This is a genomic window from Rhodoferax sp. (assembly GCF_025354435.1).
Taxonomy (GTDB): Bacteria; Pseudomonadota; Gammaproteobacteria; order Burkholderiales; family Burkholderiaceae_C; genus Rhodoferax_B.
In genome coordinates this window covers 39,396-60,337 of the sequence record NZ_JANXMU010000039.1, presented here as the reverse complement: position 1 = coordinate 60,337, position 20,942 = coordinate 39,396, and the positions used below count along the sequence as shown (strand labels likewise).

At 66.1% G+C, this 20,942-nt stretch carries 20 protein-coding genes and 1 pseudogene; 5 read left to right on the top strand and 16 right to left on the bottom strand.

Features of this window, described 5'->3' with window-relative positions:
* Positions 1 to 16: 16 nt before the first annotated feature.
* The 10 genes from Q0T48_RS10515 to Q0T48_RS10470 form a co-directional block, all read right to left on the bottom strand.
* Positions 17 to 922 (bottom strand): pseudouridine synthase, encoded by a 906-nt coding sequence (locus tag Q0T48_RS10515; protein WP_295956017.1) that lies wholly within the window; start codon positions 920 to 922, stop codon positions 17 to 19.
* Between the two features lie 79 nt (positions 923 to 1,001).
* Positions 1,002 to 1,694 carry a two-component system response regulator KdpE gene (gene kdpE, locus Q0T48_RS10510; RefSeq protein WP_295956015.1) on the bottom strand — a complete coding sequence of 231 codons (693 nt, stop codon included), beginning with the start codon at positions 1,692 to 1,694 and terminating at the stop codon, positions 1,002 to 1,004.
* The gene (locus Q0T48_RS10505; RefSeq protein ID WP_295956014.1) at positions 1,691 to 4,450 is read right to left on the bottom strand and encodes a DUF4118 domain-containing protein; all 2,760 of its coding nucleotides are present in this window, start codon (positions 4,448 to 4,450) and stop codon (positions 1,691 to 1,693) included. The genes kdpE and Q0T48_RS10505 overlap by 4 nt, the downstream gene beginning before the upstream one ends.
* Positions 4,451 to 4,504: 54 nt before the next feature.
* Positions 4,505 to 4,798 carry a hypothetical protein gene (locus Q0T48_RS10500; RefSeq protein WP_295956011.1) on the bottom strand — a complete coding sequence of 98 codons (294 nt, stop codon included), beginning with the start codon at positions 4,796 to 4,798 and terminating at the stop codon, positions 4,505 to 4,507.
* A gap of 119 nt (positions 4,799 to 4,917) precedes the next feature.
* Positions 4,918 to 6,399, bottom strand: a complete 1,482-nt coding sequence (locus Q0T48_RS10495; protein ID WP_295956009.1) for a RimK family protein — start codon at positions 6,397 to 6,399, stop codon at positions 4,918 to 4,920.
* Entirely contained in the window at positions 6,396 to 7,508 is a 1,113-nt protein-coding gene (locus Q0T48_RS10490) for a GNAT family N-acetyltransferase/peptidase C39 family protein (protein WP_295956040.1), read from the bottom strand. Before Q0T48_RS10490 ends, Q0T48_RS10495 begins: the two co-directional genes overlap by 4 nt.
* Before the next feature lie 141 nt (positions 7,509 to 7,649).
* Positions 7,650 to 8,222: a potassium-transporting ATPase subunit KdpC gene (kdpC, locus tag Q0T48_RS10485; protein ID WP_295956008.1), complete on the bottom strand. Its 573-nt coding sequence runs from the start codon at positions 8,220 to 8,222 to the stop codon at positions 7,650 to 7,652.
* Between the two features lie 10 nt (positions 8,223 to 8,232).
* Positions 8,233 to 10,320 carry a potassium-transporting ATPase subunit KdpB gene (gene kdpB / locus Q0T48_RS10480; protein WP_295956006.1) on the bottom strand — a complete coding sequence of 696 codons (2,088 nt, stop codon included), beginning with the start codon at positions 10,318 to 10,320 and terminating at the stop codon, positions 8,233 to 8,235.
* 82 nt (positions 10,321 to 10,402) lie between these two features.
* The gene (gene kdpA / locus Q0T48_RS10475) at positions 10,403 to 12,202 is read right to left on the bottom strand and encodes a potassium-transporting ATPase subunit KdpA (protein WP_295956004.1); all 1,800 of its coding nucleotides are present in this window, start codon (positions 12,200 to 12,202) and stop codon (positions 10,403 to 10,405) included.
* The gene (locus Q0T48_RS10470; RefSeq protein WP_295956002.1) at positions 12,202 to 12,300 is read right to left on the bottom strand and encodes a potassium-transporting ATPase subunit F; all 99 of its coding nucleotides are present in this window, start codon (positions 12,298 to 12,300) and stop codon (positions 12,202 to 12,204) included. Before Q0T48_RS10470 ends, kdpA begins: the two co-directional genes overlap by 1 nt.
* Before the next feature lie 417 nt (positions 12,301 to 12,717).
* Here Q0T48_RS10470 and Q0T48_RS10465 point away from each other — a divergent pair, with 417 nt between their 5' ends.
* On the top strand, positions 12,718 to 14,355 hold the full coding sequence (locus Q0T48_RS10465) for a phosphoethanolamine transferase (RefSeq protein ID WP_366887950.1): 1,638 nt from the start codon (positions 12,718 to 12,720) through the stop codon (positions 14,353 to 14,355).
* Positions 14,356 to 14,382: 27 nt separating this feature from the next.
* On the opposite strand, the gene Q0T48_RS10460 is transcribed toward Q0T48_RS10465, so the two are convergent.
* Positions 14,383 to 14,751, bottom strand: a complete 369-nt coding sequence (locus Q0T48_RS10460) for a helix-turn-helix domain-containing protein (RefSeq protein WP_295956000.1) — start codon at positions 14,749 to 14,751, stop codon at positions 14,383 to 14,385.
* 58 nt (positions 14,752 to 14,809) lie between these two features.
* Here Q0T48_RS10460 and Q0T48_RS10455 point away from each other — a divergent pair.
* From Q0T48_RS10455 to yiaA, 3 genes and pseudogenes are all read left to right on the top strand, one after another.
* Positions 14,810 to 15,103 (top strand): annotated as a pseudogene (locus Q0T48_RS10455) (nuclear transport factor 2 family protein); the annotation flags it as partial.
* Positions 15,104 to 15,124: 21 nt separating this feature from the next.
* Positions 15,125 to 15,904 carry an SDR family oxidoreductase gene (locus tag Q0T48_RS10450; RefSeq protein WP_295956036.1) on the top strand — a complete coding sequence of 260 codons (780 nt, stop codon included), beginning with the start codon at positions 15,125 to 15,127 and terminating at the stop codon, positions 15,902 to 15,904.
* Between the two features lie 190 nt (positions 15,905 to 16,094).
* Positions 16,095 to 16,520 (top strand): inner membrane protein YiaA, encoded by a 426-nt coding sequence (yiaA, locus tag Q0T48_RS10445; protein WP_295955998.1) that lies wholly within the window; start codon positions 16,095 to 16,097, stop codon positions 16,518 to 16,520.
* Between the two features lie 10 nt (positions 16,521 to 16,530).
* Here yiaA and Q0T48_RS10440 read toward each other — a convergent pair whose 3' ends face one another.
* The 4 genes from Q0T48_RS10440 to Q0T48_RS10425 form a co-directional block, all read right to left on the bottom strand.
* The gene (locus tag Q0T48_RS10440) at positions 16,531 to 17,904 is read right to left on the bottom strand and encodes an LLM class flavin-dependent oxidoreductase (RefSeq protein ID WP_295955996.1); all 1,374 of its coding nucleotides are present in this window, start codon (positions 17,902 to 17,904) and stop codon (positions 16,531 to 16,533) included.
* On the bottom strand, positions 17,901 to 18,167 hold the full coding sequence (locus Q0T48_RS10435; RefSeq protein ID WP_295955995.1) for a hypothetical protein: 267 nt from the start codon (positions 18,165 to 18,167) through the stop codon (positions 17,901 to 17,903). The genes Q0T48_RS10440 and Q0T48_RS10435 overlap by 4 nt, the downstream gene beginning before the upstream one ends.
* Positions 18,164 to 18,829: an ABC transporter substrate-binding protein gene (locus Q0T48_RS10430; protein WP_295955993.1), complete on the bottom strand. Its 666-nt coding sequence runs from the start codon at positions 18,827 to 18,829 to the stop codon at positions 18,164 to 18,166. Before Q0T48_RS10430 ends, Q0T48_RS10435 begins: the two co-directional genes overlap by 4 nt.
* Positions 18,830 to 18,972: 143 nt before the next feature.
* Complete coding sequence (locus Q0T48_RS10425; RefSeq protein ID WP_295955990.1) at positions 18,973 to 19,599, bottom strand: LysE family translocator; 627 nt, start codon at positions 19,597 to 19,599, stop codon at positions 18,973 to 18,975.
* A gap of 87 nt (positions 19,600 to 19,686) precedes the next feature.
* Between Q0T48_RS10425 and Q0T48_RS10420 the strand changes: the two genes are divergently transcribed.
* A complete protein-coding gene (locus Q0T48_RS10420; protein WP_295955988.1) occupies positions 19,687 to 20,631 on the top strand; it encodes a DMT family transporter in 945 nt (314 codons plus the stop codon).
* A gap of 72 nt (positions 20,632 to 20,703) precedes the next feature.
* On the opposite strand, the gene Q0T48_RS10415 is transcribed toward Q0T48_RS10420, so the two are convergent.
* Entirely contained in the window at positions 20,704 to 20,925 is a 222-nt protein-coding gene (locus Q0T48_RS10415; protein WP_295955986.1) for a hypothetical protein, read from the bottom strand.
* Between the last annotated feature and the right edge of the window lie 17 nt (positions 20,926 to 20,942).

Genomic DNA, 20,942 nt, shown 5'->3' with positions numbered 1-20,942 from the left:
AAGCAGTGTGCCCCCCTTAAAACCCTTCGTGCGGTGCCAAGTACCGCCATTGCCCCACGGGCAGATTGCCCAGCATCACATTGCCGATGCGCACCCGCTTCAGGCCCACCACTTTCAGGCCGACCAGTTCGCACATGCGGCGGATCTGGCGTTTTTTGCCTTCGGTAAGGACGATGCGCAACTGCTCGGGGTTTTGCCAGGTGACCTTGGCGGGCTTGAGTTGCTGGCCGTCCAGGCTCAGGCCGTGGCGCAGCTTGGCCAGCATGGCGGGCGGAAACACCGCCTGCACATTGGTGGTGATGGGGTCGTCGTCGTCCATGCGGATCAATTGCCCGGTGGGCGCGGGCTGGCCCAGGCCGTGGTAGGCCACGCGGACCAGGTATTCCTTTTCCATGACCGAGTCTTCACCGATCAGTTGACGGGCCACGCGGCCATCCTGCGTCATCACCAGCAGGCCGATGGAGTCGATGTCCAGCCGCCCGGCGGGGGCCAGGCCGCGCAACTGGTTGGGGTGGAAGAAGAAGCGGGCGTTGTCCTCGGCCCAGCGGTTTTGCGCGGTGAACAGCGTCACCGCCGGTTCGTGGCCGTCTTCGGCCTGCGCGCTCACGTAGCCCATGGGCTTGTTGATCAGGATGGTGACCTGGTTGGCCTGGTGGCCGCTGGCGGCCTTGTCGATCTGGATGCGGTCGCTGGGCGTGACCTTGACCCCCATCTCGGCGATGGCTCCGTTGACCTTGACCCAGCCCTTGGCGATCCATTCATCCGCTTCGCGGCGCGAGCACATGTTCAGATCGGCCATGCGCTTGTTCAGGCGGATGGGGTCGCTGCTGCTAGCCGTTCCGGCGGCACCTGCGGGCGGCGCGGCGCGGCGGAATGGTACGGGAGCGGATGGAGGCTTGGGGGGAGGCACGGGGGTGTTCATGGTGTTTGCTATGAATAGCGTAGCTATTCATGTAATCTGGATGCGCGGCAGGGGCGTATTTTGCTTATATTTTAAGCTTTTACGGCTGCACCAGCAGCCGGTACCCCACGGCCGTCTCCGTCAGCAGGTGCACCGGCTGCGCCGGGTCGGCCTCCAGCTTTTGCCGCAGGTGGCCCATGTGGATGCGCAGGTAGTGGCTTTGCTGGGTGTGGGCGGGGCCCCAGACTTCGCGCAGCAGTTGGCGGTGGGTGAGCACGCGGCCCGCGTTGGTCACCAGCACCGACAGCAGGCGGTATTCGATGGGCGTGAGGTGCACCTCGGCACCGCCCCGGCGCACCAGGCGGGCGGTGCGGTCCACCTCGACCGTGCCGAAGCGGAACACCGGGTCGGGATCGCTCTCTGCTGCGCGCGGTCGCCGCAGGTTGGCGCGCACCCGGGCCAGCAGTTCGCCCACGCCGAAGGGCTTGGTCAGGTAGTCGTCGGCCCCGGCATCCAGCGCGGCGATTTTGTCGGCCTCGTCGCTGCGGGCCGACAGCACGATGATGGGCACGGCCGACCAGCTGCGCACGTCGCGCAGTACGTCCAGCCCGTCGCCGTCGGGCAGGCCCAGGTCCAGCACCAGCAGGTCGGGCTTGCGGGTGCCCGCCTCGGTCAAACCTTGTTTGGCGGTGTCGGCCTCGAACACCTGCCAGCCTTCGGCCTCCAGCGCGGCGCGCACAAAGCGGCGGATGTGGGGTTCGTCTTCAATCAGTACGGCAACAGGAGTGGTCAAGATAGTTCCGGTGCGGGTCGGCGCGGCAAGGTGAGGGTGAATTCTGCGCCACCGTCTGGCGCGTTGGTGGCCACAATGTGGCCCCGGTGCGCATCGACGATGGCTTTGCAGATGGCCAGACCCAGGCCCACGCCGGGGGTGGTGGACTCGGTGCTGCCGCGGGTGAATTTGTCGAACAGCTCGGCCTCGCGGCCCCGCAGCTTGGGCGGCAGGCCGGGGCCGTGGTCGCGCACCGCCAGCACCAGGCTGGTGGGGGTGGCGCGGGCGGTCAAAGCGATGGGAGCCGCACCGTATTTGGCGGCGTTCTCCAGCAGATTGACCAGCACGCGCTCCATCAGCACCGCATCAAATTCGACCAACGGCAGGTCGGCGGGCACATCGGTGTCCACATGCTGGCCGCGCAGAGCCGGGCCTGCGGCGCGGATGGCAGAGCCCACCAGTTCTTCCACCGACTGCCAGTCGCTGCGCAGGGCCACACCGCCGTTTTGCAGCCGCGCCATGTCCAGCAGGTTGGTGACCAGGGCCGAGAGTTCACGCGCCTGCACCACCATGGCCTGTGCAGTGTCGGCCTGGACGGGGGCCAGGGGCGGCTGCGAGGTTTGCAGCGACTCGGCCAGGCCCATCAAGGCGGTGAGCGGGGTGCGCACATCGTGCGAAATCGCGGCCAGCAAGGTGTTGCGCAGGCGCTCGGACTCCATATGCACCACGGCTTCTTGCGCCACCTCCACGTAGTGCACGCGCTCCAGCGCAATGGCGATTTGCCGGGCCAGGGTTTGCAGCAGTTGCTGCTGCTCGGGGATGAGCAGCCAGCGCGCCTGGCTGGGTTTGAGCGCCAGCACGCCGCGTACCCGCATGGGGGCTTGCAGTGGCACGCAATGCCAGGGGTGGGCGGGCAGGGTGTTGGTGGCCAGCCCGGCGCTGTGGCCGGTACGCAGAACCCATTCGGCGATGCCCGCGTCGAAGTCGTGCGGTAGCAGGGCGGGCAAGCGTAGTTGGCCCGTGCCTTCGTCCTTGTGCTCGGCCACCAGCACCATCACCTTGCCGCCTTTGACCGGGTCAAAGGCCACGCCCTCCACCTGGGTGAACAGGCGCTGTACGGCGGCCTGGCCGATCTCCACCACCTGGCTGGTCAGCAGCGCGGCGGACAGCTCCCGCGTCAGGTCGAACAGGGCCTGCGCCCGGCGTTCGCGGCTGGCGGCGATGCGGGCCGAAAAGCGCAGCCCGGCCGTGAGCTGGCCGGTCAGCAAGCCAATCGCCAGCATCACCACAAAGGTCACCAGGTACTGCACGTCGCTGACCGCAAACGAAAAGCGCGGCGGTACAAAAAAGAAGTCGAACGCGGCCACATTCAGTACGGCGGCCAGGGCCGCTGCGGCGCGCCCGTAACGCACGGCCACCAGCACCACCGCTACCAAAAACAGCATGACGATATTGGCCAGGTCCAGCCGGTTCGCCAGCGGGGTGGCCAGCAGGGTGACCAACACGGCCCCGCCCAGGGCGGCGGCATAGGGCTGCCAGGTGCTACGGCGGATGTCACCGTCGGTGTCGGTGGGCAGCCAGGCGCGGGCCAGGCGGCGGGCGCTGGGGCTGCCGCCGACCTCCAGCACGTCCAGTGTGGGGGCCAGGGTGGCGAGCTGGCGTGTCAGCGTAGGTGCCCAGCGCCGCCACAGCTGCCATTGCGGCGGCAGGCGGGGGCGGCCCACCACCAGGGTGGCGCAGTTCAGGGTCTGGGCCTGGCGCACCAGCGCGGCGGCCACATCGCTGCCGGTCAGCACTGCCGTGTCGGCCCCCAGGGTTTCGGCCAGTTGCAGCACCGTCAGGATACGGTCGCGCTCGGTGGCTTCCAGGCGCTGCAGCAGTGGGGTTTCCACATACGCGGCATGCCAGCGCACATTGAGCTGCCCGGCCAGCCGCGCGGCGGTGCGCACGGTCTGCTCCGCGCCTTCATGCGGGCCGATGCAGGCCAGGATGGCACCCGAGGTGTTCCACACCGGTGGCAGGTCGGCTGCGCTGCCCGACTGCTCTACCCGGTAGCTGCGCACATCGTCTTCCACGTGCTCCGCCGTGCGGCGCAGGGCGATTTCGCGCAGCGCAATCAGGTTGCCCTTGCGGAAGAAGTTTTGCGCGGCACGGGCGGCCTGCTGGGGCAGGTAGACCTTGCCCGCCTGCAGCCGGGCGGTGAGCTCGTCGGGGGTCACATCCACCAGGATGATTTCGTCGGCGCTGTCGAGCAGGGTGTCGGGCACGGTCTCCGTCACGCGGATGCCGGTGATGGCCCCCACGGTGCCGTTCAGGCTCTCCAGGTGCTGCACATTGATGGCCGACCAGACTTCGATGCCGGCGGCCAGCAGCTCCTGCACATCCTGCCAGCGCTTGGGGTGGCGCGAGCCCTCCACATTGGTGTGGGCTAGCTCATCGACCAGCAGGATGGCGGGCTTGCGCACCAGGGCCGCGTCCAGGTCGAATTCGGGCAGGCTGCGGCCCCGGTACGGCAACTGGCGCAGGGGCAACTGTTCCAGGCCGTGCAGCAATGCCGCCGTTTCCTTGCGGCCATGGGTTTCCACCACGCCGATCAGTACCTCACGCCCGGCCTGGCGCGCCTGCTGTGCGGCACTGAGCATGGCGTAGGTTTTGCCTACGCCTGCGTTGGCCCCGAAGTAGATGCGCAAACGCCCGCGCGCACGGGCCACGTCCTGCTCTTGCAGGCGCAGCAGCAGTGCGTCGGGGTCGGGGCGGGAGTCGTCTGGGCTACCCAAAGGGAGGCTCCTTGTGTGTCAGAGGGGCGTTGGAGCGTAACACCACGGTGGTGCCTAAAACTTGCGCGCCGGGGGCAGCGGCTCGGGGCTGCAGATACCCCCGATCTCGCCGTGCGGCAGGCAGGCCAGAATTTGCCCAATGACCGCAGAGCCGTGTCCGGCGGGAAAGCGTATTTCCAGCTGCACCTTGGCATCCTGGTGCATGGGCAGGCAGCGCACGATGGCGGCACCGGGGCAGGCCAGCAAGGCCCGGCGCGCCAGCAGGGCATCGCGGCTGGCGACCAGCACGTTCATTTGTTCCCACACGGGGTGGGTGGGTGCATGCGCCACAGCAGAAAAAAAGCCCATCTTCAACTCCTGCGTGTTGTCACGGCAACACGATGGGCCCAGCATAAAAACAGCGGCGTAAAAATGGCGCTGAAAGTCGGCCCGAACGCATAAAGAATGCGTAAAGACAGGGCGGCCATTCAGTCCGTGCCCGTCTTGTGCGCACTGCTGGCCAATGCAATGCCCTGGGCCGCGGCATGCGGTGCTTCAAATTGGCGCAGCAGGTGGCCTAGCAGCGTGCGGTACAGCGCGTCGCCCAGCATCGCGTCTTCCATGCCTGCGTCTACGTTCGGGTTATCGTTGATCTCGATCACGTACACGCCCGAGGCGTTTTCCTTCAGGTCCACGCCGTAGAACCCGTCGCCCACCAGCTTGGCGCTGTGCACGGCGGCATCCAGCACATGGGCCGGTGTGTCGGCGATGGCCACGGCTTCGGTGCGGCCTTCTTCGTGCTGGCCGTTGGCACCGTGCCTGAGGATCTGCCAGTGGTCGCGGGTCATGAAGTAGCGCGCCACAAACAGCGGCTCCCCGGCCAGGATGCCCACGCGCCAGTCGAAGTCGGTGTACATGAACTCTTGCGCCAGGATGATTTCCGACTCCTTGAACATGGCCAGGGCGATGTCCTGGAGCTGCTTCCAGTTCTCGGCCTTTTTGACGCTGCGGCTGAACGAGCCGTCGGGCACCTTCAGCACCACCGGGTAGGCCATCCGATCCTCCAGCTTGGGCAGGGTGCGGCGGCTGACCAACTGGGTGCGCGGCGTGGCAATGCCGCTGCCCTGCAGCAGCTCGGCCAGGTAGGCTTTGTTGGTGCAGCGCAGGATGGACTGCGGGTCGTCCAGCACCGGCATGCCCTCGGCAGCGGCGCGCTTGGCGAACTTGAAGGTGTGGTGGTCAACCGCGGTGGTTTCGCGGATGAACAGCGCGTCGAACTGGGTCAGCCGCGAAAAGTCTTTCTTCTCGATCAGCTCCACCGCGATGTCCATGCTGCCCCCCACGCGGATGAAGTTCTGCAGCGTGGCGGCGCTTGACGGCGGCAGCGGGTCTTTCGGGTCGTGCAGGATGGCCAGGTCCATGCGCGGCGCGCTCTGCACCAGCGCGGGCCGCCAGGCGCGGTGGGTAAAGCGCTCTAGCGCCTGCAGAAACACCTCGTCGCGTGCCGGATCTACATCGCGCGGATCCAGCCGCTCCAGCGCGATCTCCAGCAGCGGGCAGCGGAACAGCTCAAAACTGCGGCGGGCCAGCTCGGCCAGGTCCGGGTCTTCGATGTGGCCAAAAAACACGTGGAAGCGCAGCGCATTCACCGAGCGCGGCACCTCGTCCAGCCCGGCGATCAGTCGGTTCAGGCCCGCCAGTTTGGGCGAGTCGGGGGCTTTTTGCTGTAGCTCCAGAATGGTCTCCACGCTGGGTGTCACCCGGTCCCCGCGGGCCTCGGCCAGCAGCGAGCCGTAATAGCCCATGCTGAGGTAGTCGTAGCTGCGGCACAGGTTGATCACCTTGCGCTGGCGGGTACGGGCCTCAGCCCGCTCGGACACATATTCCTCCGCCGTCATGACGCGGCCGCCGGGGTCGGGCCAGCGGAAGTCGGAACGTTTTTCAACCACGATCAGATGGGTAGAACTCACAAGGGGCCTTTGTTGGTAAGAATGACCGCCGCCGTTTGCTTGCGGCGGCCGTATCGCGTGATGCGCTGGAATTCGTCGATGCTGACGGCGACACCGGGGTCGCCATCCGGGGGTGGGGCGATGGGGTCGAGAATGCGGAACACCGCGCCATCAAAGCCGGTCACCACCACCCAGTGCGGGCCTTTTTCGCCGTGCAGCCGCCACAGGCTGATGAGCACAATGGGCACGCCACCGCGCTGCAGGTGGTCGGCAATGCGCTCGGGCGAGACGGGGGACTCGATGACATCGGCACCCGCCGCCACGATCTCGGCGCGAAAGTCCGACTCCACCAGCGCAATGACCTCCTTTTTGCGCGGGTCGCGCACGCTGTCGGTGAACAGCGTGGCCCCGGCGGGGGCGTACACCGTGGCCGCAAAGCCGCGCTGTACGGCGGCCAGCGCCAGCCCAAACGGGCCACAGCCGCCGTGGCCTGCGGCCATGAAGACGGTGGTGGCTTCGCGCCAGATGCGGATTTCGGCCGCGCGGTCCAGCTCGGTGCGTGGGTCCAGGGCGGCCATGGCCATCAGCAGGGCGCAGGGGCCGCAACTGAAGTCCAGCGTCTGGCCGTAATACGGTGCGCGCAGGGCCACCGCCACCGCCGCCTTGCCCAGGTTCCACAGCGATGCCTGGTAACGCAGCGCGTCCATGCCGTCGGCGTAGTAGCCGGGTTTGCGGTCTAGTGGAACGAAGCCGCAGCGGGTGAACAGGGCTTGGGCCGCAGTGTTGTCGACCCGGGTTTCCAGCCGCAGCACGGAGGCCCCGGTGGCCCGCGCCCGTTCCATCGCCGCCTCCAGCAGCTGCCGGGCCACGCCCTGGCCGCGCACCGCCGGGTCTACGGCGATGGAGTACAGGCGGGCCACCGAGCTGCAGGCGCTGTGCAGCAGCACGCTGGCCCCGGCCAGGCCGTGTGCGTTCTGGGCCAGGGTGACGGTGGCCGAGGGACTGGCCACCAGCCGCCGCCAACTGCGTGCGGAGATGCGGTCTGCGCTGAAGGTGCGCTGCTCCAGTTGGCCCAGGGCGGTGGTGTCCTGCAGGCGGGCCGTGCGGAGCCACACCCCGGTGGCGCGCATGTTCACCGTCGGCTCCGGGGTGGTTTGGCGCGGCTTTGCCAGGCCACGATGCCCCAGGCCAGCAGCAACGGCAGGCACAGGGCGGCCAGGGCGCACAGCAGCGCAGCAAATTCCGGTGGCATAGAGGGCTTGACGCGAAATTTAGTGCAGAGCTTCCAGCGCCAGGTTCAGCACCAGCACATTCACCCGTGCTTCACCCAGAAAGCCCGCCAGGGGGCGCTCGGTCTGCTGCTGCACCAAGGCCGCCACCTGGGCTTGTGGCAGGCCACGGGCTTTGGCCACGCGGCTGGTTTGGTACTGTGCGGCGGCCGGGCTGATGTGCGGGTCCAGCCCGCTGGCGGAGGCCGTCACCAGGTCCACCGGCACTGGCGCGGTATTGCCAGGATCGGCATCACGCAGGGCCTGGATGCGGCCCTTGACCGCCTCCACCAGCGCCGGGTTCAGCGGCCCCTGGTTGGAGCCGCTGGAGGCCGCACTGTTGTACGGCTGCGGGCCGGTGGCCGAGGGGCGACCCCAAAAATGCTTGGGGTCGCTGAAGTTCTGGCCGATCAGCTCGGAGCCCACGGGCTTGCCGTCGCGCAGGATCAGGCTGCCCGCGGCTTCTTTGGGAAAAGCCGCCTGGCCCACGCCGGTGACAACCAAGGGGTAGACCACGCCGGTGAGCAGCGTGAGCGCCGTGAATAAAACCAGGGTAGGACGAAGAATCGCGTTCATTTTGAATTCCTTAAACCATGTGTATGGCGACTAAAACCATGTCAATCGCCTTGATGCCGATGAAGGGCACCACCAAACCGCCCAGGCCGTAAATCAGCAGGTTGCGGCGCAGCAGCGCGGCGGCTCCCACCGGCCGGTAGCGCACGCCCTTCAGCGCCAGTGGCACCAGGAACATGATGATCAGCGCGTTGAAAATAACGGCCGACAAGATGGCCGAGGACGGGCTGCCCAGGTCCATCACGTTCAGCGCTTTCAGTTGCGGGTAGGTGCTGACGAAGATCGCCGGGATGATGGCGAAGTACTTGGCCACGTCGTTGGCAATCGAGAAGGTGGTCAGCGAGCCGCGCGTCATCAGCAGCGCCTTGCCGGTTTCCACAATCTCCAGCAGCTTGGTGGGGTTGGAGTCCAGATCCACCATGTTCCCGGCTTCCTTGGCGGCCTGGGTGCCGCTGTTCATGGCCACGGCCACGTCGGCCTGGGCCAGCGCGGGGGCATCGTTGGTGCCGTCGCCCGTCATGGCGACCAGGCGGCCTTCGCTTTGGTACTGGCGGATCAGGGCCAGCTTTTGCTCGGGCGTGGCCTCGGCCAGAAAGTCATCGACCCCGGCTTCGGCGGCGATGGCGGCAGCGGTGAGCTTGTTGTCGCCGGTGATCATCACCGTCTTGATGCCCATGCGGCGCAGCTCGCCAAAGCGCTCCTTGATACCGGCCTTGACGATGTCTTTCAGCTCGACCACGCCGAGTACCGTGCTGCCTTCCACCACCACCAGCGGCGTGCTGCCGCGGCGCGCCACGTCGTCGGCGTTCTTGCCGACTTCGGTGGGCATGCGGCCGTTTTGGCCCTGCACGTACTTGCGGATCGCGTCCACCGCGCCCTTGCGCAGCACGCGCAAATGGCCGTCGGCCATTTGCAGGTCGATACCGCTCATGCGGGTCTGCGCGGTAAAAGGCACTTCCGTGGTGGTGCCGACCAGCGGCTGCACCGCACCGAGGCGCTGGGCCAGGGCCACGATACTGCGGCCTTCGGGGGTTTCATCGGCCTGCGAGGCCTGTGCGGCGCAGGCCGCCAGCTGGGCTTCGCTCACGCCGGGCGCGGGGAAGAAGGCCGAGGCCTGGCGGTTACCGTGGGTGATGGTGCCGGTTTTGTCCAGCAGCAGCACGTCCACGTCGCCCGCGGCTTCTACCGCGCGGCCCGAGGTGGCGATCACGTTCGCCTGCATCATGCGGCTCATGCCGGCCACACCCACGGCGGACAGCAGGCCGCCGATGGTGGTGGGGATCAGGCAGACCAGCAGCGCGATCAGCGCCGTCATGCTCACCACGGTGCCCGCACCGGCGGCTTGCACGCTAAAGCTGGAGAACGGCAGCAGCGTCACGGTCACCACCAGAAACACGATGGTCAGCGCCACCAGCAGAATCGTCAGGGCGATCTCGTTCGGCGTCTTCTGGCGCTTGGCGCCTTCGACCATGCTGATCATGCGGTCCAGGAAGGACTCGCCGGGGTTCACGCCGATGCGCACCACCAGCCAGTCGGACAACACGCGGGTGCCGCCGGTAACGGAGGAAAAGTCGCCACCCGATTCGCGCACCACCGGTGCCGATTCGCCGGTGATGGCGCTCTCGTCCACCGAGGCCACGCCTTCGATGACTTCGCCGTCCAGCGGAATCAGGTCATGCGCCTCGACCAGCACCACGTCGCCCTTACGTAGGTTCTCGGCTTCTTCCGGCAACCAGCTAGAGCCGTGCACCGGCTTGGCCAGTTTCTTGGCCATGGTGCTTTTCTTCAGGCCGCGCAGCGAAGAAGCCTGCGCCTGGGCGCGCCCTTCGGCCAGGGCTTCGGCAAAGTTGGCGAACAGCACCGTGAACCACAGCCACACCGCCACCGACAGCACGAAGCTGGCCGAGCCGTCGCCGCTTTGCAGCGCCAGCACGCCAAACAGCGTGGTCAAGATGCTGCCGATGTAGACCACGAACATCACCGGGTTGTGCCATTGCACGCGGGGACTGAGCTTGGTGAAGGCCGCGGCCAGCGCGGGCTTGAGCAGGGCAGGGTGAAATAGTGAGGAGCCGGGCAACACCAAAGACTTTTGGGTGTTCATACGGGTATCTTTCGAAAATTTAAGAAAAACAGGGCTCTGGCGTAGGTGCTGCCTACGTTGCTAGCTATCAAAGTAGTAGCAATCATGGTTGTGCCCATAAAACCAGGTGTTCGACCATCGGGCCCAGGGCCAGCGCGGGCACGTAGTTCAGCAAGCCCACCAGCAGCACGGTGCCGATCAGCAGGGTGACAAACAGCGGGCCGTGTGTGGGCAGCGTGCCCGAGGTCACCGGCAGCCGCTGCTTGGCGGCCAGCGAACCGGCGATGGCCAACACCGGCACGATCATCCCGAAGCGCCCGATCCACATCACGATGCCCAGCAGGATGTTGTAGAACGGTGTGTTGGCCGACAGCCCCGCAAACGCGCTGCCGTTGTTGTTACCGGCCGAGGTCAGCGCATACAGAATCTCCGAGAAACCATGCGCGCCGGGGTTGGCAATACCCGCCAGCCCGCCGGTGGCCATCACCGCCACGGCGGTGCCCGCCAGCACCACGATGGGTGTCACCAGGATGGCGATGGAGGTCAGCTTCATCTCATGCACCTCGATCTTCTTGCCCAGGTACTCGGGGGTGCGGCCAATCATCAGCCCGGCGATGAACACCGCCAGGATGGCGAAGATCAGCATGCCGTACAGGCCCGAACCCACGCCGCCAAACACCACCTCGCCCAGCTGCATCATCACCAGCGGCACCATGCCACCCAGCGGGGTGAACGAGTCGTGCATGGCATTCACCGCGCCGCACGAAGCGGCCGTGGTGACCACCGCAAACAGGCTGCTGGCGGCGATGCCGTAGCGCAGCTCCTTGCCTTCCATATTGCCGCCCGACTGCAGGCTGCTAGCCATCTGGTCCACGCCCAGCGGTGGCAGCAGCGGGTTGCCGGCTTGCTCGGCGGGCATGATGGCGATGACCGCAATCACGAACAGGATGGTCATCGCCGACAGCACGGCCCAGCCCTGGCGCTTGTCACCCACCACGCTGCCAAAGGTGAAGCACAGCGCGGCGGGGATCAGGAAAATCGCCAGCATCTGCAGGAAGTTGGTCAGCGCCGAGGGGTTCTCGTACGGGTGGGCCGAGTTGGCGTTAAAGAAACCGCCACCGTTGGTGCCCAGCATCTTGATGGCCTCTTGCGACGCGACCGGGCCCATGGGCAGGGTTTGCGTTGGGGTCTTGGCATCTTCCAGCACCGGTTGGCCCTTGTCGTCCAGCACCGGCGCACCGGCTGCGTCCACTTTGGGCTGCTGGAAGGCCGTGACTTCGAGGGTGGTCACGTCCTTGTAGCCGTCAAAGTTCTGGATCACGCCCTGGCCGACCAACACCACCGCGAACACCAGCGACAGCGGCACCAGCACCCAGGCGGTCACCCGCACGATGTCGGCCCAGAAGTTGCCAATCACGGCGGTAGACCGCGCCGCAAAGCCGCGCATCAGCGCAAACACCACGGCCATGCCGGTGGCGGCAGAGAAGAAGTTCTGCACCGCCAGGCCCAGCATCTGCGTCAAGTAGCCCATGGTGGATTCGCCCGCATAGCCCTGCCAGTCGGTGTTGGCGACAAAACTCACCGCCGTGTTGAAAGACGAGTCGGCCGATACCGCCGCCATGCCCTGCGGGTTCAGCGGCAGCCATACCTGCAGGCGTTGCAGCGCGTACACCACCAGCGCGCCCAGCGTGTTGAAGGCCAGCAGCGCCAGCGCGTAGTGCGCCCAGTGCATGGATTTGTCGGGCGAGGTGCCCGCCAATTTGTACAAAGGCGCTTCGACCTTGTGCATCCAGCCCGGCACGTTGCCGTTGGCCAGCCGCGCCAGCCACAGGCCCAGCGGCCAGGCGGCCGCGAGCAGCACCACGAGAAAAAGGGCTAACAGGCCCCAGGCATTCGCGTTCATCAGAATTCCTCAGCGCAGACCAGCGCATACACCAAATACGCCAGCAACAGCACGGCGCACAAACCCCCCAGGCCATAGAGCATTTCGAGCGGAATCATGCGCGGCCTCCCTTGGGTTTTTCGAGCTTCTGGAAGCCCTTCACCATGAGTGCCATCACCCCCCACAGCAGGCCTAAACCTGCGATCCATAGAACATCCATACCATCCCGCTTTCTTGAGCAATTGATGGTTTGAGCTTAGGTAAGCGGGCGTAAAAACGGGATAGAGAGGTGGGGGTGGGGCGTATAGAAAGCGTAAAGACGGGTGGCGGCGCGGGGTGAGGTGCCGCTAGCGGTTGCAGATTTTGCTATTTAAAAAATAGCTACTTACGAATACAGATAGTGCGCTGGAGGCCTAAAAAGCTTGTAAGCCTTGGCAGGCAGACCATCTGGGGCACCCACCGCGCTCCGCCAGCCGAGGTGCAGGGGAACTAAAACGCCGGGCGCACCACCAACGCAGCCCTTTGGCACACACTCCATGCACCCTACAAACCCCACCGCCAGCCTGTTTTGCATGACCCGCTGGACCACCGCTTTGCTGGCGACCGTGCTGCTGGCCTGCATCGCGCTGGGGCATGAGGGGCGGCGCGTGGCGCAGTTGGCGCTTTTGGCGGTGCCCATGCTGGTCTGGCTGGTTTGGCCGGTACGCAGCGCGGGCGTGCACCACCTGCGCACGGCCATGGTTTGGCTGTGGGCGATGGCGTTTGTGCTGGACGGGGTGGTCCGGGCGTATCTGCTGCACACCTACCAGGCCGCCCCCGAAGGCGCGCTGGTGCTGGGGTCTGCCGCCAATACCAACCCAAGGGAAAGCGCTGAATACTTTGCTATGCAATGGCGCGAGATGGCGGTCTGGGCCGCGCTGGCGGTGGCTTGCGCGGTGTTGCTCGGCTGGTGCGCGCACCATGGCGCGCGTGCGGCGATGCTTCTGCCAGGCGCTCGCCGCGCGTATCCGCGCTGGGCGATGGCTTTGGCCTGCGTATTGCTGTTGGCTGCCACCTTGGCGTATGCCAGCAAACCCTGGCGGCGGCTGCATCCCTTGCTGTTCTGGCCGAACTGGGTGCAGTCCCTGCAGACCCTGCGCGGGCAATGGGGCGACCAGCAGCAAGCGCGTGACCGGGCGCTGCAGCGCGCCCAGGCCGCCACCCCCACGCTGACACAGGCGGGGCCCGCCATCGTGGTGCTGGTCATCACCGACAGCATCAACCGTGACAACCTGGCGCTGTACGGCTATGGCCGCCCCACCACACCGCGCCTCTTGGCGCAGCAGGCGCAGTTGGGCAGCCAGATGCAGGTGTTGCGCAATGCCTGGTCGGTCGATGCCAGCACCTTGCCCGCGATGCGCAGCATGCTCAACTTTGGCCAGCCCGAGAGTGAAGACCCGCTGCACCTGCTGGCCTTGGCCCGCGCGGCGGGCTACAAGGTCTGGTGGATCAGCAACCACGACGACATGGCGATCGAGCAAAAGCACGGACGGCTGGCCGACGTGGTCGACATGGTGAACCGCACGCCGGGCCGGGCCAGTGCCTCGCTCGACAGCGAACTGCTGGACTGCGTGCAAGAGGCCCTGAACGACCCGACCCCGCGCAAGCTGGTGGTGGTGCATCTGATGGGGGCCCATCCGCATTACCGTTTGCGCTTTCCCGAAGGTGCCAACCCGTTTGAGGACAGCACCGACGGCGTGGAGACCGGGCTGTTGCAGGCGGGCCGCAGCGCCTGGGTGCGCCAGTTCCGGCGCGAATACGATGCCGCCGTGCTCTACCACGACACGGTGGTGTCCGAGCTGCTGCAGATGGCGCGGGATACCGGCCCGCCGCAGACCTACCGGGCCTGGATGTACCTGTCTGACCACGGCCAGGAAGTCGGGCACGCCAGCGACCGCGCAGGCCACAGCCCGTCCACCCCCTCGGGCTACCGCATTCCCGCCGTCATCTGGCGCAACCAGCCCAGCGCGGATTTGGCGGCCCAACCGTTTCGCGCCGACTGGGCCGCCTGGACGGTGGCCGACCTGCTGAACATCCAGTGGGCGGGCAACCAGTCCCGCCGCAACGTGCTGCAACCGGGCTACCAATGGCAGGCCCCGGTGCTGCCGGTGCATATCCCCTCGTTCGCAGATTAGGGCAGCGCGGACCAGGTCCCTCGCGGTCTAGGCTCCCTCCCGCGCCTCCATCCACTGCAGCACCCCGTCCAGCGCCGGGCACAGCGCCTGGCCCCACTCGGTCATGCGGTAGTCCACGCGCGGGGGCAGCTCGAAGTGGTCGGTGCGCTCGACGATGCCGTCGGCCTCCAGTTGGCGCAGCTGCTGGGCCAGCATCTTTTGCGAGATGCCGTCGATGTGCTTTTCCAGCTCCGAAAAGCGCTGCACCTGGCCGCCGAACAAATGGAACAGGATCAGCAGCTTCCAGCGGCCTTCGAGCAGGCTGAACACGGCCTCCAGGTCGATGGCGGCGGCCAGAGGGGTGTAGGTTTTGCGTGCAGGCGGCAGGGTACTTACCTTGGGGTACGTTCTTGTCATGCCGGGATGGTGACCGCAACATCGCCGCATTGCAAACCCTCTTGAAAGTACCCCTGCCATGTTGACCCTGCCCACCGCCATCGCCCGTTACCTGGAAGCCGACCGCGCCCGCGACCCGGCGTTGCTGGCCCATTGTTTTACCGCTGATGCCGTGGTGCACGACGAAGGCCACGCCATCCAGGGTACCGCCGCCATCCAGGCCTGGAGCCAGGCGACCCAGGCTAAATACCAGTGCACCCTGGTGCCCCTGGGCGTGACGCAGGCGGGCGACAGCACCCGGCTGCTGGCGCGGGTCAGCGGCAATTTCCCCGGCAGCCCGGCCGATCTGCTGTTTGTGTTTGGTATCCGTGGCGACCAGATCACCGCGCTGGAGATCCGCAACCCCGTCGGGCTGGAAGGCCGCCGCGCGCTGGTCACCGGCGGCACCCAGGGCGTGGGCGCGGCCGTGGTGGCGCAGTTGACGCAGGCGGGCGCGACAGTGCTGACCACCGCGCGGCACCGCCCGGCCACCGAGTCCGGCGTGGCATTTGTGGAGGCCGATGTGTCCACGGCCAAGGGCTGCGCGTCGGTGGCGGCGGCGGTGCAGGCGCAACTGGGCGGTGTGGACATCCTGGTGCACGTGGTGGGCGGCTCGTCGGCCCCGGCGGGCGGCTTTGCCTTGCTGACGGACGGCGAATGGCACAAGGCGCTGGACCAGAACCTGCTGCCCGCCGTGCGGTTGGACCAGGCCTTGCTGCCGGGCATGCTGGCCCAAGGCGCGGGGGTGATCGTCCACATCATCTCCATCCAGAGCCAGTTGCCCCTGCCCGAGGCCACCACGGCCTACGCGGCGGCCAAGGCGGCGCTGTCCACCTACAGCAAGAGCCTGTCCAAGGAGGTCAGCCCGCAGGGCGTGCGCGTGGTGCGTGTGGCACCGGGCTGGGTTGAAACCGACGCATCGGTCCGGCTGGTGGAAGCCATCGCGCAGAAGAACGGCAGCAGCTACGAAGACGCACGCCAGGCGCTGATGGCCTCGCTGGGCGGCATTCCGCTGGGCCGCCCGTGCAAGCCCCGCGAGGTGGCCGATCTGGTGGGCTTTCTGGTGTCGTCGCGTGCGGCATCCATCACCGGCACCGAATATGTGATCGACGGCGGCACCGTGCCGACGGTGTGACGAAAATAGGAGCTTTTTAGGCCGCTAGCGCATGTAGTACCTATACCAGTAGCTACGCTTTACATAGCAATTGCATCGCGCTACAGTGGGGGACCAGGCAAGCCTGTTCCATGCGCATTGCCGTGGACCCCGTTGCATGACCGTGCGGGGTACGGAAATGATGGCAACCCCTAATTTTTAAAGGAAAACCATGGCGATCCAGGTTCAACGACCTACTGCCGCCTTCGTGGGCGCATCCTGGATCACGCTCCTGGTCGGGGCCTCCGACTACATGTATAGCCTGTCGAACGCCACCATGCAGCTCAACGAGAAGGGCTACTACCTGACGGTTCTGCTGTACGGCCTGTTTGCCGCCGTGTCGCTGCAAAAGTCGGTGCGCGACCGGCTTGAAGGCATCCCTGTCACCGGCATCTACTTTGGCCTGTGCTGGCTGTCGCTGGCCATCGTGGTGGTGCTGTTGTCGGTGGGACTCATCAATGCCACGCTCTCGCAAAGCGAAAAGGGCTTTTACGCCATGTCCTTTCTGCTCAGCCTGTTTGGCGCGGTCGCGGTGCAAAAGAACACCCGCGACATCGCGCTGTTCAAAAGCGATACGCCGCCACACGAGGCGGGCTAGAACGCTCTTTTCAGGCGGTGGCCGCTTCTTCCTGGGCCGCAAACTGGTTGGCAGGCACCTGCAGGCCCAGGGTGTCGCGCAAGGTGGTGCCGGGGTAGCCGGTACGGAACGCGCCACGCGCCTGCAACACCGGTACCACCTTCTCCAAAAAGTCATTCGCCCCCAGCGGCATGATGGCGGGTAGCACCACAAAGCCGTCACAGGCACGGGCTTCGTGCCAGGTGATGAGCTGGTCGGCCACCTCGTCGGCCGTGCCCAGCGGCGCAAAAAATGACAGGCTCTGGGCGTACCACACGCCCAGTTGGGCCAGGGTCAGCTTCTCGTCCAGGGCCTTTTGCAGCACTGCCTGAAAGCGCCCCTTGCTGCCGGTGATGCGAGCGGCAATATCGGGCACGGGGGCGTGCAAATCGTACTGGGCCAGGTCGTGGTTCATGCTGGCCGACATGAAGGTCAGCGCGGCCTGGGGCAGCACTTTCTCGTTCAGCTCGCGTTGCAGGTCCAGCGCGTCCTGCCGCGTCTGGCCGACGATGGGCACGATGCCGGGCAGCACCTTCAGGCTGTCAGGGTGGCGGCCCACGGTCTGCAGCTGCTGCTTGAAGCGGGCGTAGAAATCGCGGGCCTTCTCCCGCGTGGGCTGCACCGCAAAAACCACCTCGGCCTGCTCCAGCGCCGTGCGTTCGAAGTTGCTGGACACACCGGCCTGGATCTGCACCGGGTGGCCTTGCGGCGGGCGCGGCACATTCAGCGGGCCGCGCACCTTGAACCAGGCCCCGTCGTGGTCCACGCGGTGCACCTTGCGGGCATCGCCGTAGATGCCATTGGCCTGGTCGCGTACCAGCCAGCCGTCTTCCCAGCTGTCCCAGAGCTTTTTCACCAGGGCGACGAATTCCTGTGCCTTGTCGTAGCGCGGGCCGTGGCCCAGGTGCTGGGCCTGGCCGTAGTTGCGCGCCTCGCCGTCGCTGACCGAGGTCACCACATTCCAGCCCACGCGGCCACCGCTGAGGTGGTCGATGGTGGCCAGCATGCGGGCCGTTGTATAGGGCTGGCTGTAGGTGGCCGACACCGTGGCCGCCAGACCGATGTGCGAGGTGGCCCCTACCAGCGAGGCCATCACGCTCAGCGGCTCGGCATGCTGGGGCAGGGCGCGGGAGCGCACGGTGGCGGCAAAGTCCCCGCCGTACACGTCGTCCACCGACAGCTTGTCGGCCAGAAAAATCATGTCCAGGCAGGCTTTTTCGGCCTTCTGCGCCATGTCCTTGTAGAAGCGCCAGTCCAGCGGCGCGGTCGTGCCCGCCAGCGGATGCCGCCAGGCACCCAGCTGGCTGCCCACCTCGCTCAGGTACAGCGCAAGGTGCATCTGCCGGCCGTGTGTGGCCGCACTCATGGGTTGAACGCGGTGTCGAGCAGTTGCTGCGCGTCCAGGCGCTTGGGGATGAGGCCGGAGGCCACGTACAAATCTACCGTGGCCTGCTGCAGGCGCAGCGTACTGTCGTCGATCCTCAGCGGCGCATGGCCTTCGCGGCGCTGCTTGCCCAGGGCCACGTCTTCGGGGATGTTGACCAGCTTGGCGATCAGCTTGGAATAGGCTTCGGTATGCGACTGGCCCCAGCTGCGGGCTTTGGCGTTGCGAGCCACGAAGTCTTTCAACGCGTCTTTTTTGTCCTTGATGGCCTTGTTGGAGCCACGAAGTACGACACCGCCGGGTAGGCCTTGCCGTCCACCAGAATGCGCGCGCCGGACTTCAGCGTGGCAAACGACACATACGGCTCCCAGGTCACCACCGCGTCCACCGAGCCCTGCGTCAGCGCCAGCGTGGCCTCGGACGGGGCTAGGTAGGCCAGCGTCACTGCCTCCGGCGGCAGCCCGGCTTTGGCCAGTACTTGCAACAGCAGGTTGTGGCCCGACGAGCCGCGCACCACGGCAATGCGCTTGCCCTTGAGGTCGGCAATGCTTTTATACGGTGCGGCGTTGGCCACGATGATGGCGTTGCCCTCGTAGGCCGTGGCAAAAATAGCTTTGGCCTGCAGGCCCGCGGCGGCGGCAAAGGTCAGCGGCGCGTCACCCACTGAGCCAGCATCGATGGCCTCGGCACGTAGCGCCTCCAGCAGCGGTGCGGCGTTGGGGAACTCGCTCCATTCCACCGTGTAAGGCAGGTTGTTCAGCACGCCTGCGGCCTCCATCACCGCGCGGGCATTGCCGCGCTGGTCGCCCACGCGCAGGGTGACGGGTTGGGCCAGGGCGGCGGTGGCCGCGAAGGCCAGTAGGCCCAGGCCCAAGGCCCGGCTGGCGAAAGAGGGGAAACGCTTCATGGAGTGGCAGGCAGGTAGAAAAAACAGCCTGCATTCCAGCACCCCGGCCCGCCACCGGCAACGAATGCCTGCGGCTATCCATATGCGGTTTTTGGTTTTTCAGCCTTTTAGGCTGCTAGCGCTTATGGACAGTGAGTGGTGAACTAGCGCTCGGCCATCGCCAGCCGCGCGGCCATGCCCAAAAACACTGTACCCGCCATGCGGTTCAGCCACAACTGGGCCGATGGCGAGCTGCGTAGCCGGGTGCTGACGGTGGCGCTGAAGTAGGCGATGGCCCCAAAGGTGATCAGCGTGGAGCCGATGAAGATGGTGCCCAGCACGCAGAGCTGGATGGCAATCGAGCCGCGGTCGGCGTGCACAAACTGGGGCAACAGCGCCAGAAAGAAAAATACGATTTTCGGGTTGGTCAGGTTCATCACCCAGCCGCGCAAAAAGATGCGCCGCAGCTTGGGTTGCTGCTCCACCGGGCCCGCCAGCGTGCCCGCCGGGGCCCGGAACGCTTGCCAGGCCAGATAGGCCAGGTAGCCCGCGCCCACTACCTTCAGCACGGTAAATGCCGTGGCCGAGGCCGCAAAAATCGCTGCCAGGCCCAGTGCTACCGCCAGGGTGTGCACCGCCAGCCCCGCGCACATGCCCAGCATGGCCACCAACCCGGCTTTGCGGCCTTGGGTGACCGATTGCATCATCACAAAAATATTGTCCGGGCCGGGGGCAAAACCCAGCACAAAAACCAGGGCGAAGAAGGCGAGGCAGGTGTCGAGAGACGGCATAAAGAACCTTTGAGGAATGGCGTGCTGCTGTTACAGCGTGTCGGCGCGGGCAAATTATGCGCTGGGTGTGGCGGGGATAATTCCCGTATGCCCATCCCCCGCAAAACCCAGCTCGACCCCCTCGCCATTGCCCTGTTACTGGTCTGCTGCATGTTCTGGGGCTTCCAACAGACGCTGGTCAAGGCGACCATGGCCGAGGTGCCGCCGGTGTTCCAGGCCTGCGTGCGCTTTGCCGGGTCCACCGTGGCGGTGGCGCTGTGGTGCCGGTGGCGCGGCGTGCGGCTGGGCATGGCTACGGAACCCGTGGGCGCATGGCGCTTTGGGCTGCTGGCGGGGCTGCTGTTTGCATCGGAATTCGCCTGCATCCACGCCGGGCTGCAGTACATGCTGGCCTCGCGCTTGACGGTGTTTTTGTACAGCGCGCCGTTCTGGGTGGCGCTGCTGTTGCCGCGCTTTATTCCCGCTGAGCGGCTGCGCGGCGGGCAGTGGCTGGGCCTGGGCTGCGCGTTTGCGGGCTTGGCGCTGGCCATGGGCGAGGGTTTGTGGGGCCACCCGGCGGGCAGCGCCTATCCGCTGGGCTGGCTGGGCGATGCACTGGGCTTGCTGGCCGGGCTGATGTGGGGGCTGACCACGGTGGTGATCCGCACTACGCAGTTTGCCCGCGTGCAGCCCGAGAAGCAGCTGCTCTACCAGGTGGGCGTGAGTGCTGCGGTGCTACCGCTGGTGTCGTGGGCGCTGGGTGAGCCGTGGAGTTTTCATTTCAGCGCGTTTGCCACCGGTTCGTTGCTACTGCAGGCCCTGGTGGGCGGCTTTGTGAGCTACCTGGCCTGGATGTGGATGCTGGGCCGCTACCCGGCCACGCGGATGTCGGTGTTTGTGTTTTTGACCCCGGTGTTCGCCCTGCTGTTTGGCGCTTGGTGGCTGGGCGAGCCGCTGTCGGCGGGCCTGCTGGGGGCCATGGCGCTGGTGGGCGTGGGCATTGTGCTGGTGAACCGCCAGCCAGGTGCGCAGGCCCAGCCAGCAGTAATTTAATGGTCTTTTAGGCCGATAGCGTATATGCAGCCTACACTATTGGCTACAAATTAAATAGCAATATGGCGCAGATTAACCTTTTTTGCTGCCAAACGCCAGCAGCAAGCCACCGACCACAATTGCACCTACGCCGGCCCAGACGGGGACGTTCACGGTTTCTTTTTCTTTCACCGACAGCTCCAGCGGCCCTATTTTGACGGCGGTGGTGTCCTTGGTGTAACTGAAGCTGCCGTAGACCAGGGCGAGAACCCCCGCGGCGATGAGGATGACGGCGACAAGTTTGGTAGCGTTCATGGGCTGGGGGTTTCCTG

Bases quoted from the DNA above. Each gene is read 5' to 3' on its own strand.
- Q0T48_RS10470 (WP_295956002.1), bottom strand. From the start codon at position 12,300: ATGATTCCGCTCGAAATGCTCTATGGCCTGGGGGGTTTGTGCGCCGTG.
- Q0T48_RS10425 (WP_295955990.1), bottom strand. From the start codon at position 19,599: ATGCCGTCTCTCGACACCTGCCTCGCCTTCTTCGCCCTGGTTTTTGTG.
- Q0T48_RS10465 (WP_366887950.1), top strand. From the start codon at position 12,718: ATGCACCCTACAAACCCCACCGCCAGCCTGTTTTGCATGACCCGCTGG.
- Q0T48_RS10430 (WP_295955993.1), bottom strand. From the start codon at position 18,829: ATGAAGCGTTTCCCCTCTTTCGCCAGCCGGGCCTTGGGCCTGGGCCTA.
- yiaA (WP_295955998.1), top strand. From the start codon at position 16,095: ATGGCGATCCAGGTTCAACGACCTACTGCCGCCTTCGTGGGCGCATCC.
- Q0T48_RS10460 (WP_295956000.1), bottom strand. From the start codon at position 14,751: ATGACAAGAACGTACCCCAAGGTAAGTACCCTGCCGCCTGCACGCAAA.
- Q0T48_RS10420 (WP_295955988.1), top strand. From the start codon at position 19,687: ATGCCCATCCCCCGCAAAACCCAGCTCGACCCCCTCGCCATTGCCCTG.
- Q0T48_RS10415 (WP_295955986.1), bottom strand. From the start codon at position 20,925: ATGAACGCTACCAAACTTGTCGCCGTCATCCTCATCGCCGCGGGGGTT.
- Q0T48_RS10490 (WP_295956040.1), bottom strand. From the start codon at position 7,508: ATGCGCGCCACCGGGGTGTGGCTCCGCACGGCCCGCCTGCAGGACACC.
- kdpB (WP_295956006.1), bottom strand. From the start codon at position 10,320: ATGAACACCCAAAAGTCTTTGGTGTTGCCCGGCTCCTCACTATTTCAC.
- kdpC (WP_295956008.1), bottom strand. From the start codon at position 8,222: ATGAACGCGATTCTTCGTCCTACCCTGGTTTTATTCACGGCGCTCACG.
- Q0T48_RS10500 (WP_295956011.1), bottom strand. From the start codon at position 4,798: ATGGGCTTTTTTTCTGCTGTGGCGCATGCACCCACCCACCCCGTGTGG.
- Q0T48_RS10440 (WP_295955996.1), bottom strand. From the start codon at position 17,904: ATGAGTGCGGCCACACACGGCCGGCAGATGCACCTTGCGCTGTACCTG.
- kdpA (WP_295956004.1), bottom strand. From the start codon at position 12,202: ATGAACGCGAATGCCTGGGGCCTGTTAGCCCTTTTTCTCGTGGTGCTG.
- Q0T48_RS10515 (WP_295956017.1), bottom strand. From the start codon at position 922: ATGAACACCCCCGTGCCTCCCCCCAAGCCTCCATCCGCTCCCGTACCA.